General features: G+C 74.4%; 12 protein-coding genes. 5 read left to right on the top strand and 7 right to left on the bottom strand.

Translation table 11 applies throughout. From position 1 onward, the window contains the following. Nucleotides 1–18 precede the first annotated feature (18 nt). Nucleotides 19–1,179, top strand: a complete 1,161-nt coding sequence (locus ACIRJR_RS36100) for a serine hydrolase domain-containing protein (RefSeq protein ID WP_403788881.1) — start codon at nt 19–21, stop codon at nt 1,177–1,179. Further along, nucleotides 1,176–1,979, top strand: coding sequence for an SDR family NAD(P)-dependent oxidoreductase (locus tag ACIRJR_RS36095; RefSeq protein WP_403788845.1), 804 nt, complete (start codon nt 1,176–1,178; stop codon nt 1,977–1,979). Before ACIRJR_RS36100 ends, ACIRJR_RS36095 begins: the two co-directional genes overlap by 4 nt. Before the next feature lie 14 nt (nt 1,980–1,993). Here ACIRJR_RS36095 and ACIRJR_RS36090 read toward each other — a convergent pair whose 3' ends face one another. Beyond that, the gene (locus tag ACIRJR_RS36090) at nt 1,994–2,845 is read right to left on the bottom strand and encodes an EamA family transporter (RefSeq protein ID WP_403788843.1); all 852 of its coding nucleotides are present in this window, start codon (nt 2,843–2,845) and stop codon (nt 1,994–1,996) included. Beyond that, nucleotides 2,842–3,339 (bottom strand): YbaK/EbsC family protein, encoded by a 498-nt coding sequence (locus ACIRJR_RS36085; protein ID WP_403788841.1) that lies wholly within the window; start codon nt 3,337–3,339, stop codon nt 2,842–2,844. Before ACIRJR_RS36085 ends, ACIRJR_RS36090 begins: the two co-directional genes overlap by 4 nt. Nucleotides 3,340–3,488: 149 nt before the next feature. Between ACIRJR_RS36085 and ACIRJR_RS36080 the strand changes: the two genes are divergently transcribed. After that, nucleotides 3,489–4,481, top strand: coding sequence for an ArsR/SmtB family transcription factor (locus tag ACIRJR_RS36080; protein WP_403788839.1), 993 nt, complete (start codon nt 3,489–3,491; stop codon nt 4,479–4,481). A gap of 138 nt (nt 4,482–4,619) precedes the next feature. After that, nucleotides 4,620–4,991 carry a hypothetical protein gene (locus ACIRJR_RS36075; RefSeq protein WP_403788837.1) on the top strand — a complete coding sequence of 124 codons (372 nt, stop codon included), beginning with the start codon at nt 4,620–4,622 and terminating at the stop codon, nt 4,989–4,991. A 42-nt stretch (nt 4,992–5,033) separates the two neighbouring features. On the opposite strand, the gene ACIRJR_RS36070 is transcribed toward ACIRJR_RS36075, so the two are convergent. From ACIRJR_RS36070 to ACIRJR_RS36050, 5 genes are all read right to left on the bottom strand, one after another. Further along, nucleotides 5,034–6,029 carry an ornithine cyclodeaminase family protein gene (locus ACIRJR_RS36070; protein WP_403788835.1) on the bottom strand — a complete coding sequence of 332 codons (996 nt, stop codon included), beginning with the start codon at nt 6,027–6,029 and terminating at the stop codon, nt 5,034–5,036. A 26-nt stretch (nt 6,030–6,055) separates the two neighbouring features. Next, nucleotides 6,056–6,979 carry an ABC transporter permease gene (locus ACIRJR_RS36065; protein WP_403788833.1) on the bottom strand — a complete coding sequence of 308 codons (924 nt, stop codon included), beginning with the start codon at nt 6,977–6,979 and terminating at the stop codon, nt 6,056–6,058. Further along, nucleotides 6,976–8,088: an ABC transporter permease gene (locus tag ACIRJR_RS36060; RefSeq protein WP_403788831.1), complete on the bottom strand. Its 1,113-nt coding sequence runs from the start codon at nt 8,086–8,088 to the stop codon at nt 6,976–6,978. Before ACIRJR_RS36060 ends, ACIRJR_RS36065 begins: the two co-directional genes overlap by 4 nt. An 81-nt stretch (nt 8,089–8,169) precedes the next feature. Further along, a complete protein-coding gene (locus ACIRJR_RS36055; RefSeq protein ID WP_403788829.1) occupies nt 8,170–9,837 on the bottom strand; it encodes an ABC transporter ATP-binding protein in 1,668 nt (555 codons plus the stop codon). Further along, entirely contained in the window at nt 9,834–10,847 is a 1,014-nt protein-coding gene (locus ACIRJR_RS36050; protein ID WP_403788827.1) for a BMP family protein, read from the bottom strand. Before ACIRJR_RS36050 ends, ACIRJR_RS36055 begins: the two co-directional genes overlap by 4 nt. Before the next feature lie 168 nt (nt 10,848–11,015). On the opposite strand from ACIRJR_RS36050, the gene ACIRJR_RS36045 reads away from it, so the two are divergent. Further along, on the top strand, nt 11,016–11,921 hold a 906-nt coding region (locus ACIRJR_RS36045; protein WP_403788825.1), incomplete at its 3' end, for a GntR family transcriptional regulator.

The raw sequence follows: 11,921 nt of genomic DNA, 5'->3' as shown, positions 1-11,921 counted from the left end.
GGGAGTGCGGGAGCAGGCGTGGACGTACGGGGCACGGTGGCACCGGGATTCGAGGCGGTACGGGACGCGTTCGTCCGTAACTTCGAACAGCACGGGGAACGGGGAGCGGCCGTCGCCCTCTACCGCCACGGCCGCAAGGTCGTGGACCTGTGGGCCGGTACGAAGGACGTCGACGGCGCCGAACCCTGGGCCGTGGACACCGTGCAGGTCGTGCGCTCGGCCGGAAAGGGGATCGCGGCGGCCGTCCCCCTGTTGCTGCACCAGCGCGGACAGGTGGACCTGGACGCCCCGGTCGGCACGTACTGGCCGGAGTTCAAGGCCAACGGCAAGGAGCGCGTCCTCGTACGCCACCTCCTCGCCCACCGTGCCGGACTGGCTGCCCTCGACACGGCGCTGACGCCCGGCGAGGCGGTGGACCACCACTCCGGACCGGAGGCCGTCGCCGCCCAACGGCCCGAGTGGGAGCCCGGAACCGACCACGGCTACCACGCCCAGACCTACAGCTGGCTCATCGGCGAACTGGTCCGCAGGGTCACCGGACGCACCATCGGCCGCTGGATCGCGGAGGAGATCGCCCGTCCGCTCGGCCTGGACTTCTGGTTCGGGCTCCCGGAGGACGAGGCCCACCGCATCGGGCGGATCGGACCCGTCGAACCCCCGCGGGCCCAGGCCGGCGGAGGCCTGCGGGTGCGCCCCAAGCGGTCCGTCGTCGAGGCCTACGCCGACCCGGCCTCCCTCACCCGACGCGCCTTCGGGGCGATCGACCCCTTCCCCGACGAGAACGACCCCGCCTACCGCGCGGCCGAACTCCCCGCGTCCAACGGGGTCGCCACCGCCCGAGGCCTCGCCCGCTGCTACGCCGCGATGATCGGCCAGGTCGACGGCCAGCGCCTGTTCGCCCCCGCCACCCTCACCCTGGCCCGCACCGAGGAGTCCGCCGGGCCGGACCGGGTCCTGGTCGTCAACACCCGTTTCGGACTCGGATACATGCTGCACGGCCCGGCCGCACCGCTGCTGGGGCCCGGGTCCTTCGGGCACCCCGGCCGAGGCGGTTCGCTGGGCTTCGCCGACCCGGAATCGGGCATCGCACTCGGCTATGTGACGAACGGTCTGCAGAAGGGAGTCACCGCCGATCCCCGTGCCCAGGCGCTGGTCAGAGCGGTACGGTCGGCGCTATGACACCTCGCCTCGACGGATACGCCGCGCTGCTCACCGGCGCCGGACAAGGGATAGGGGCGGCCACCGCCCGCAGGCTCGCCACCGAGGGCGCGGCCGTCCTGGTCACCGACCTCGACGTCACCCGGGCCGGACACACCGCGGCCGCGATACGCGAGGCGGGCGGCACCGCCGAGTCCCTGGCCTGCGACGTGGGCGACCGGGCGGCCGTCGAGGCCGCGGTGGCGTACGCCGTCGCCGCCTTCGGGCGCCTCGACGTCCTCGTCAACAACGCCTACGCCGACCACCAGGACGCCCCGCTCTTCGAGGACGAGGCCGACGAACAGTGGGCCCGCAGCCTCGACATCACGCTCACCGGCGCCTACCGCTGCTCCCGCGCCGCCCTGCCGCACCTGGTGGCCTCCGGCCGGGGCGCCATCGTCAACATCGGCTCGGTCAACGGCGAGCAGGACTTCGGCGGCCACGCCTACAGCGCCGCCAAGGCGGGCCTGGCCAGCCTCACCCGTACGCTCGCCGGTCACGCCGGACCCCGCGGGGTCCGCGTCAACCTCATCGCCCCCGGCACGATCCGCACGGACGCCTGGGCGGGCCGCGACGCCGAACTGGAGCGGGCGAAGTCCCTCTATCCGCTGGGCAGGATCGGCGAACCGGACGACATCGCGTCCGCCGTCGTCTTCCTGGCCTCTCCGGACGCGGCCTGGATCACCGGCACGACCATGCGGGTGGACGGCGGTCTGCTCGCCGTCAACACGGGCTTCCGCGCGGCGATGGTGGACGAGAAGGACCCCAACCCGCCCGGATGACCGGGAGGCGCGGTTCAGCTGGTGTGCAGCATCAGCCCGATGCCGACCACCATCAGCCCGGCGGCCGCGATCCGGGGCGCCCCGAAGCGCTCCTTGAAGAACAGCGTCCCGATCGCGGCGCCCACGATGATCGACGACTCCCGGAGCGCGGCGATCGGGGCGAGCGGTGCCTTCGTCTGCGCCCACAGGACGAGGCCGTAGGCGGAGACCGAGAGAGTCGCGCCCAGGAGCCCCCGCCCCACGAACGGCCGCAGCTGGGTGACCAGTTCATGCCGTCTGCGCCAGTAGGCGTACGCGGGGATGACCACACCCTGCACGGCCATCAGCCAGCCCACGTAGCCGAGCGGGGTCCCGGAGGCGCGTACCCCGGCCCCGTCGACCGTGGTGTACCCGGCGATGGCCAGGCCCGTCCCGAGAGCCGCCAGGATCGCCGGCCACCGCGGGCGCTCGCCGGATCCGCGGATGCCCCAGAGGGCCAGTCCGACGAGCCCCGCCGAGGCCACCGCGACGCCCGCCGTCGCCCAGGCGTCCGGGCGCTCGCCGAGGAGGACGGCGGCCAGGACCGTCACGACCAGCGGAGCCGTCCCCCGGGCGATCGGGTACATCTGGCCGAAGTCGCCCAGGGCGAACGACCGCATCAGCAGCACCATGTACGCCACGTGCAGGGCCGCCGAGACGAGCAGGTACGGCCAGGCACCGGCAGCCGGGAGCGGCGCGAAACAGGCCAGCACCAGCCCGATCACCACCCCGCCGCCGGAGATCAGGGTGAAGGACAGCAGCTGGTCGCGGATGGCGTGGGCGATCGCGTTCCAACTGGCATGCGTGATCGCGGCGGCCAGGACGGCCACCGCCACCAGCGGGGTCACGCGTTCCGCTCGCGTACGTCCACGAGAAGGCCGCCCGCGAGCTCGACCAGGGTGGCGGGATCGAGCCGGAAGACGGCGTGCGGGTGGCCGGCCGCGGCCCACACCACCGGGTGCGCGAGCAGACCCCGGTCGGCCAGCACCCGGGTCTTCGTGCGGTGGCCGAAGGGCGGCACGCCGCCGATCGCGTAGCCGGTGGTCTCCCTGACGAGGTCCGCCCGCGCCCGCCCGACCTTCCCGGCGCCCAGCTCGGTCCGCACGAGCTCCACGTCCACCCGCGACGAACCGTCCATCAGCACCAGGACCGGCACCCCGTCCGCCTCGAAGATCAGGGACTTGACGATCTGGCTGAGGTCGCAGCCGATCGCGGCGGCGGCCTCGACCGCGGTGCGGGTGGCGTCGGGGAAGCGGCGTACCTCGACGTCCAGGCCCAGCTCCCGCAGGGCTTCGGCGAACCGGGGGTGGGCGTCGGACGGGGCGGTGTCGGAAGTGCTCATGCCCCGCACGCTACTGAACGGGGGCGCGTGTACACCACAGTGATTCCCGTGTGCCGAACCTCACCCCGGGGCGGACACGCTGCCGGAAAGGGTCGTCCGCCGGGCACCCGCGCCCCCACAGTGGTGAGCGGGACGACAAGGGGGGAATCTTGTTGCGCATCCACTTCACCGCACAGGATCTGGAGTACATCCGGATCGCTCGAAGGCCCGACCCGCTGTGGGAGATCGTCTGCAGCGTCTGCCGGCTGCAGAACAAGGAGGGGACCCTCGCGTTCGGTCCGTGGCGGCGAAGCGTCGCCGGGCGGCTGCGGGAGGAAGGGCCGGGCCGCCGCACCGCGCGTCTCCTGTGCGGCCTGGTGCCGTACGGGCCCTACTTCCCGGACTTCCTCACTCCCGCCGTGGACGGCGGCAACACCGACCTGCGGCACGGGATCGACCGCGTCCTGGCCACCCCGCGCACCCGGCTGCGCACCGAACTGGGGCTGCTGGCAGGGGTGGGCGGCAGGCCCTTCGCGGCGGCGGAGCTCGCCAGGGGCGACTCGACGGCGCTGCGTGCGCTGGGCAGCGCGCTGAGCGCCTACGACGAGCTGTTCGTCGGCCCGTTCCGGGAGCGGATCGACGCGGCGGTGACGTCCGACGTGGCCTGGAGGTCCCGGGAGCTGTCGGCCGGTGGGACACGGGCACTGCTGGAGACCTTCCGGCCCATGGCCCGGTGGTCCCCGCCCGTGCTGGAGCTGGACTACCCGGTGCGGAGGGACCTCCACCTGGACGGGCGAGGACTGCTGCTGGTGCCCTCGTACTTCTGCTGGCGCATGCCGGTCACCCTGGTCGACGGCACGCTGCTCCCGATGCTCGTCTACCCGGTCGACAAGCCCGTCGTCCCCGACGAGCCACCCGCCGGATCGTCGCTGGCCAGGCTGCTCGGACCGACGCGGGCCGCGCTCCTGTACGAGATCGCGGCCCGGGGCTGTGCCTCCACCTCCGAACTGGCCGCGGCGGTCGGCTCGTCGCTGCCCAACACCAGTCAGCAGCTGGCGATCCTGCGTGAGGCGGGACTGGCCGCCTCACGCCGGGACGGCAGGCTCGCGCTCCACCTCGCGTCCCCTCTGGGGCGGCGGCTGCTGGACTCGACGGGCACCTGAGACGGCGACGATTCCACCGTGATGAAAGGGTGCGGCGCCGGGCGCGGTGAGGTGTCAGCCTTCAGTCAGGCCGGGCGCCCGCGCAACGGGGGAAGTTGCGGGGGACGGGCGCCCGGGTACACACGACGGAGGAACGACATGCGCAGAATCGTGCGAGCGGCCGCGGTGCTCACCTTCACCGCGGGAGCCGTGCTGGCGACGGGAGCGGGGGCGGGCGCCGCGCAGGCGGGGGCCCAGGGGACGTACGCCGGCTGCCCGTCGGGGTACGTCTGCATCTACCCGAACGGGTCCTGGAACGGCAACAAGCCCGAGCACAAGTACTACACGTACGGGGCGCACAACCTGGTCGACGAGACCGGGACGCACCGGGTGTTCAACAACCAGACCGGTGGTGCGACGGTTCAGCTCTGCACGGGCTACGACGGCGCCGGCTGTGGTTCCAAGATGGGGACCTGGACGTTCAAGGACGTCAACCTGACGCCGGTCAACTCGATCCGGCTCGCCGAGTAGCGGGACGCCCCGGGGCGGCGGCATCCCGCTCCCGCCCCGGGGTCAGCCGCTCAGCTCGATCCGGGTCCCCGCGCCCCGCGCGTGGGCGGCGTCGATCAGCAGCCGGGCCACGGCCAGGTCCTGGAGGCCGACGCCCACCGAGTCGAAGAGCGTGAGGTCGCTGTCCGAGGTCCGGCCGGGCTTCGTCCCGGCGAGGACCTCGCCCAGCTCGCAGCGGAAGTCGTCCTCGGTGAGCGCGCCCTCGGCGAGCGGGATCAGGACCTCGCCGGACTTCGCGCGGGCCGTCGTCCAGGCGTCGACGACGATGCGGCTGCGTACGACGCCCTCCGTGTCGATCTCCCGGTGGTCGGGGCGCGGCGGGGCGCCGACGGCGTTGACGTGCTGGCCGGGGGAGAGCCACGCGCCGCGGACCAGCGGTTCCCGCGACGGCGTCAGCGTGCACAGGACGTCCGACTCCTCCGCGACGGCCCGCGGTCCGGCCAGTACGGTCGCGTCCGCGCCGAGCTCCGCGCCGATCCAGGCCGCCAGTTCATGGCTCCGGCCGGGGTCGCGTCCCCACAGCACGACCCGGTCGTAGGACCGGCCCGGCAGCAGGGCGCGGGCGTGGGCGCGGGCCAGTGGACCGGTGCCGATGAGCCCGAGGACGCGCGCGTCCTGCCTGGCCAGGGCGCGGGTGGCGACGGCGGTGGCGGCGGCGGTCCGCGCGCGGGTGATCTCGGCGCCGTCCAGGAGCGCCTCGCACGCGCCCGTCTCCGCGGACACGGCCAGCACGGCCGAGCGCTGCACCGGCAGACCCCGCCCACGGTTGGCGGGCAGGTCCGCCAGGAGCTTCACGGTGGCGAGGCCGGCCGGGGCGGAGGCCGACGCCATCGCGAGGAACGTCCCGTCCGACCCCGGGAGCGGCATGGCCGGCGGGGGAGGCAGGACGGCCCTGCCCAGCGCCAGATCGAGGTGGCAGTCCGCCACGGCCCTCTCGACGTCCTCCCGTACGTCGGCGAGCAGCGCGGCGATGTCGGAACGGGTCAGGATCAGCGTCATGTCTCTATGTCCTCAAGGGGGAGTGGTCAGGTGCCGCGCAGGAAGGGGACGGTGAGCCCCGACGGCGCCCGGCTGCGGCCGACCAGCCCGCTCACCGCGAGCAGCGCGATGACGTAGGGGAGCGTGGTCAGCAGCGGCGCGGACAGGTGCAGTCCCAGGGCGGGTGCCACGAACTGCAGGGACTGCGCGACGCCGAAGAACAGGCAGGCCACGATGGTGGGCCAGGCCCGCCAGCGGCCCGCGATCACCGCGACGACCGCGAGGTAGCCGATGCCGCCGGTGATGTTGTCGCTGAAGGCATGCACCTCGGAGAGGGCCAGCTGCGCGCCGGCCAGGCCCGACACGGCGCCGGTGAGCAGCACGGCCGCGAACCGGACGGCCCGTACCGGCAGGCCGCAGCGGTCCGCGGTGGTGGCGTCCTCGCCGATCGCGTCGACCGCCAGGCCCCACCCCGTGCGCCTGCTGAAGCCCAGGGCCAGTGCGGCGGCGATGACGAACGCCGCGTAGCCGAGGGCGGTCTGCTCGAAGAGGGCCGGTCCCAGCACGGGGATGTCGTGCAGGACGGGCACGGCGACCGGGTCGAAGCCGGGCACCGAGTCGGCGGCCCCGTCGCCGAAGAGGACGCGGGAACCGTACGTCGTCGCTCCGAGCGCGAGGGCGTTCGCGGTGATGCCCGTGACGATCTGGTCGGCGCGCAGGACCACGCTGAGCAGCGCCTGCAGGGCCGCGAAGAGCAGCCCCGCGGCCAGTGCCGCCAGCACGCCCACTCCCGCGCTCCCCGAGGCCAGGGCCCCGGCCGCGCCCGCGAAGGCGCCGGTCAGCATCATGCCCTCGACGGACAGGTTGAGCACGCCCGCGCGTTCGCTCAGCAGCTCCCCCGCGGAGGCGAGCAGGAGTGGCACCGCCAGGCGCACCCCACCGGAGGCGAGCTCCTCCACGACCGCGCTCATGAGGCCCTCCCCTTACGTGTGGTTCCGAACATGGCCGCGGCGACGAACAGGACGAGCAGGCTCTGCACGATCTGCACGGAGGAGGCGGGGACCCCGGCCGCGAGCTGGAGGTTGATGCCGCCGTTGGTGAGGAAGCCGAAGAGGAGCGACACGGCCGCCACCGCGGTGAGCGAGCCGCGGGCGAGCAGTCCCACCACCAGCCCGGAGAAGCCGTAGCCGGAGGAGAAGTGCTCGGCCAGCACATACGGGGCGATGGCGACGAGGGCCGCACCGGCGAGGCCCGCCGCGGCTCCGGCGAAGGCCAGCCCGCCCGTCTCCAAGCGGGCCACGGGGAGGCCCAGCCGGGCCGAGGCCGCGGGGGAGTGGCCGACGGACCGCAGCCGCAGCCCGATGGCCGTGTGGCGCAGCGCCACTCCGGTGACCAGGGCGGCGACGGCCGCGACGACGACGATCGCGGTCGCGGGGGACTCGATGGAGCCGATCAGCGGCAGGCGGGCGCCCTCGGGCAGGGGAGCGGACTGCGGCAGCGTCTCGGACGAGGTCACCGGCTGGCGCAGCAGCGCCTCCTCGTGGACGGCCACGGAGACGAGCCCCACGCCGACGAAGTTGAGCAGGAGGGTGGTGATCACCTCGCTGGTGCCCCTGGTCGCCCGCAGCCAGCCGGCGACACCGGCCCACGCACCGCCCGCCGCGCATCCCGCGACGAGGATCAGCGGCACCCCGAGCGCGGCCGGGACACCGGCAGGCAGTGCCGTCCCCACGGCCGCGGCGGCAAGTCCGCCCGCGCACAGCTGCCCCTCGCCGCCCACGTTCACCAGACCGGCGCGGTGGGCGACGGTGAACCCGGTGGCGATGAGGGCCAGCACGGCCGCTGAGTTGAGCGAACTCCCGACGGCGTACGACGAACCGAACATGCCCTCGACGAGAGCGTCCCAGGCGACCGCGGGCTCCGTCCCGGCGCCCTCCACGAGCCCGAGCCCCACCGCACCCGCGAGGACGACGGCCAGCACACCGACGGCGACGGGGTGCCTCAGAACAGGGGCGACGCGGTCACGTGCCGTGCGGAGCGCGGGGACGGGGGCGGACAGGGGAAGCGGTGGGGGCGACATGGCGGCTCCTTCGGGTAGCGGGGTGCGCGCGTCCGGGACGGGCTCGGGGGCAGCCCGGACGCGGGGTGGGACGAGGGCGGATCAGTGCACGGCTTCGGGGGCGTGGCCCGTGCTCTCCCCGCCGGAGTCCGCGGGGCGCGCGCCGAGCATCAGGGCGCCGATCCGCTCCCGGGCGTCCGGCGCCGCCGGGTCGACGGGGCCCAGCAGCACTCCCCGGTAGGCCACGACGATCCGGTCGCACAGGGCGAGGAGTTCGGACAGCTCGCTGGAGACCACCAGCACGCCCGTCCCCGCGGCCGCCGCGTCCCGGATGCGGGCGTGCACCGCGGCCACCGCCCCGATGTCCAGGCCGCGGGTGGGCTGGGCGGCGGCCAGGCAGACCAGAGGGTCGAGCGCCAGCTCCCGCGCCAGGACCACCTTCTGCTGGTTGCCGCCGGACAGGGACGACATGAGTGCCCCCGGGCCGTCGGCCCGGACGCCGTGCTCCGCGAGCACCGATTCCGCGGCGCGGGCCATGGCGCGCCGGTCGAGGAAGGCCCCGTACCGGCGGAAGCGGTCGAGCCGGCCGAGGAAGAGGTTCTCGGAGACGCGCAGCGGGGGCACGCACCCCTCGTGCAGCCGGTCCTCGGGCACCACGCCCAGTCCCGCCCGGCTCCGCTCGCGCGGCGCGGCACGGGTGAGGTCGCGGCCGTCGAGCTCCACGCGCCCCTCGCCGGGGGTGAGCGAGCCACCGAGCAGCGCCATGAGCTCGCTCTGGCCGTTGCCCTCGACCCCGGCGATCCCGACGATCTCCCCGAACCCGACGTCCAGGCAGACCTTGTCGAGCGCGGCGGTCCCGTCGGGACACAGCACGCCGACATCGCGCAGGCGCAGCGCCGCACCCGTCCGTCCTTGAGCGGTTCCGGCATCCTGCTGGGGGGCGCCGGGCTCCCCCGTCTCCGGCTGAGGGGCGCCGGGCTCCCCCGTCTCCGGTGAACTCCCTTCGGGGGCCAGCCCGATCGTCCCGGCGAGCCCGGCGTCCAGCGAGCCGGCGGGCCGCCCGATCATCAGTGGGACGAGCCGCTCGGGCGGCAGTTCGGCCAGCGGCCCGCCGCCGGACACCCGGCCGCCGCGCAGCACGGTCGCGGCGTCCCCGGCCCGTGCCACCTCGCCGAGTTTGTGCGTCACCAGGACCACCGCGTGCCCCGACTCGGCGATCCGCCGGCAGGTGGCGAGCAGGGCGTCCGTCTCGGCCGGGCCGAGGACGCCGGTGGGCTCGTCCAGCACGAGGAGCCGGGGCTCCCGCAGCAGCGCCTTGACGATCTCGGCGCGCTGGCGCACGCCGACGGGCAGCTCGCTCACCCGTGCGTCCAGGTCCAGTTCGAGCCCGTACTCCTCGCGCACCCTCGCCACCCGTCGCGGCAGGTCCTTCAGCCGCAGCAGACGCAGGTTCTCGCCGACGGTCAGGGTCGGTACGAGGCTGAAGTGCTGGTGGACCATGGCGATCCCGGCGGCGAGCGCGTCGGCGGGACGGCGAGGGGCGTAGGGCGAGCCGTACAGGCGCAGACCGCCGGTGTCCGGGACCAGCGATCCGCCCACGACGTGGCACAGGGTCGACTTGCCGGCGCCGTTCTCCCCGAGCACGCAGTGCACGGTGCCGGACTCCACGACCAGGTCCACCTCGTCGAGGGCGCGCATGGTGCCGAAGGACTTGGTGAGCCCGGAGATCTCCAGGGCGGGAACGGCCGTGCCGACGGGGTGGCCGCTCATCGGGTGGTGATCTCGCCGGCCGTGATCTTCCGCTTCAGCTCGTCGAGCTTCTCGCCCACCGCCGGGTCGGTGGTACCGCAGAGCACGATGGCGTTCCGCGGTTCGTCGAAGGTCAGCCCGAAGTGGACGGACTCCGCCTTCCAGTCGCCGGCGACCAGGTGGTCCACCGCGTACTCGATCTCCGCACCGATGTCCGTCTCGACGTACCCGGCGTACGCGGGATCGCTGCCGCACCTGTGGGCGATCGGGCCGCCGATCAGGGCTCCGTCGCGCTGGCCGGCGGCCTGGGCGACCCCCTTGTGGCCGAGGTTGAGGACCTGGCCCAGGACGTCCGCACCGGCGCCGAAGTCGGCGAGCGCTGACTGCTTGGCCTTGGCGACGTCGTTGAAGTCACCGATGTACTGCGGGGCGAGGACCTTCACGTCCGGGTCCGCCGCCTCGGCGCCGCGGGCGTACTCCTTGGCGGCGTTCACGATCGCCGGGAGTTCCGCGCCGCCGATGAACCCGACGGTCCCGCTCTCGGAGAGCAGCGCGGAGGCGGCGCCGGAGAGGAACGCGGCCTCGGCCTGCTGCGGGTCGTAGAGCGAGAGGTTCGCGAGGGGCTTGCCGTCGGCGGGCCCGCCGATCTCGGCGAACTTCACCTTCGGGAAGCGTGCCGCCACGTTGCGCACGTCGGCATCGGTCTGGCCGCCGAGAGAGATCACGAGGTCGGAGCTGGTGGCGAACCGGACCAGCGCCTTCTCGTAGTCCGCCGTCGCGACCTGCTCGACCTTGCTGAACTCCACCGCGCCGGCGTGCTCCTTCTCCGCCCGCTGGTAGCCGAGGTACGCCGAGCCCATGAAGCCGTCGTCGGAGAGCGAACCGGGGAAGAGGACGCCGACCTTGAGCTTGTCGCCGCCCTCGCCGCCGTCGGCCGCCGGGGACCCTCCGCAGGCGGTCAGCAGGAGCAGCCCCGATACGGCGGACGCGGCGGCGGCGAGGGGGGAGAGGAGAGGTCGGGAAGGTGCCACTGGGATGCCTCCAGGAAACGGGGCCCATGAGCCGGTTAGTGGTATACCGCTATGGCGCCCAGTTTCCGGGTCGTTTGTTGCCACCGTGTCACCGAGCGGTTAGCAGTGGTGGACCTGCCGCGTGAGCCGCATACGGTGGGACCGTTCCGAGACCGGAGGAAAGCCTTGGTGACAGCAGCCCGACCGTCCGACGCCGGACGCCCCTCGCTGCGCGACCTTGCGTACGAGACGCTGCGGCGACGCATCATCGAGGTCGAACTCCAGCCGGGCGAGCGGCTCGTGGAGCGCGACCTCGCCACGGAGCTGGAGGTCTCGCGCATCCCCCTGCGCGAGGCACTGCGCCTGCTGGCGGCCGACGGGCTCGTGGTGCTCGTGCCGCACCGGGGCGCTCTGGTCGCCCCGTTCACGCCCGGCGACGTGCGCGACCTCTTCGACGTACGCGAATCGCTGGAGTCCCTCGCGGCCCGCCTGGCGGCGGAGCGGGCGGACGAGGCGGGGCTGGCCCGGCTGGCGGCCGGACTCGACGCCGCCCGCGCCGCGACCCGCGCGCAGGACCGTGCCGCGATCGCCGCCGCCAACGCGGCCTTTCACACCGACATCGTCGAACTCGCGTCCAACGCGCTGCTCAGCGGTGTGATGCGGCCCCTGGAGGCGCGCATGCACTGGCTCTTCCGCCTGACCGCCCAGCGGGACCCGGACCGTCAGTGCGCGGAGCACGAGGGGATGTACGAGGCCATCGCCGCCCGCGACGCCGACCTCGCGGCCCGCCTGGCGCACGGCCACGTGGCGGACGGCCGGGCGACCAGCCTCGCTCTCGCGGAGCGGTGGTCCCGCCCGGACATCGACCCCGAAGCGGTCGCCGCGCGCCGGCGGCGCGGGCGGGGCGACGGCGGGCGGGGCCAGGGCGGGCGGGGTGACGGCGGGAAGCAGGCCGGGGGGGGGGGGGGGGGGGCCCCCCGCCCCCCCCCCCCCCCCCCGGGGGGGGGGGGGGGGAACCCCCCCCCCCCCCCCCCCCCCCCCCCCGGGGGGGGGCGCGTATATCCCCCCCCTAAACCAAAAGGGGGCCCCCCCCCA

The organism is Streptomyces sp. NPDC102402 (assembly GCF_044765765.1).
Taxonomy (GTDB): domain Bacteria; phylum Actinomycetota; class Actinomycetes; order Streptomycetales; family Streptomycetaceae; genus Streptomyces.
This window is presented reverse-complemented; position numbering and strand designations above follow the sequence as displayed.

What these genes read in the sequence shown, in the direction of transcription:
- ACIRJR_RS36070 (WP_403788835.1), bottom strand. Translation starts at nt 6,029, where the DNA reads ATGACGCTGATCCTGACCCGTTCCGACATCGCCGCGCTGCTCGCCGAC.
- ACIRJR_RS36095 (WP_403788845.1), top strand. Translation starts at nt 1,176, where the DNA reads ATGACACCTCGCCTCGACGGATACGCCGCGCTGCTCACCGGCGCCGGA.
- ACIRJR_RS36065 (WP_403788833.1), bottom strand. Translation starts at nt 6,979, where the DNA reads ATGAGCGCGGTCGTGGAGGAGCTCGCCTCCGGTGGGGTGCGCCTGGCG.
- ACIRJR_RS36085 (WP_403788841.1), bottom strand. Translation starts at nt 3,339, where the DNA reads ATGAGCACTTCCGACACCGCCCCGTCCGACGCCCACCCCCGGTTCGCC.
- ACIRJR_RS36075 (WP_403788837.1), top strand. Translation starts at nt 4,620, where the DNA reads ATGCGCAGAATCGTGCGAGCGGCCGCGGTGCTCACCTTCACCGCGGGA.
- ACIRJR_RS36055 (WP_403788829.1), bottom strand. Translation starts at nt 9,837, where the DNA reads ATGAGCGGCCACCCCGTCGGCACGGCCGTTCCCGCCCTGGAGATCTCC.
- ACIRJR_RS36060 (WP_403788831.1), bottom strand. Translation starts at nt 8,088, where the DNA reads ATGTCGCCCCCACCGCTTCCCCTGTCCGCCCCCGTCCCCGCGCTCCGC.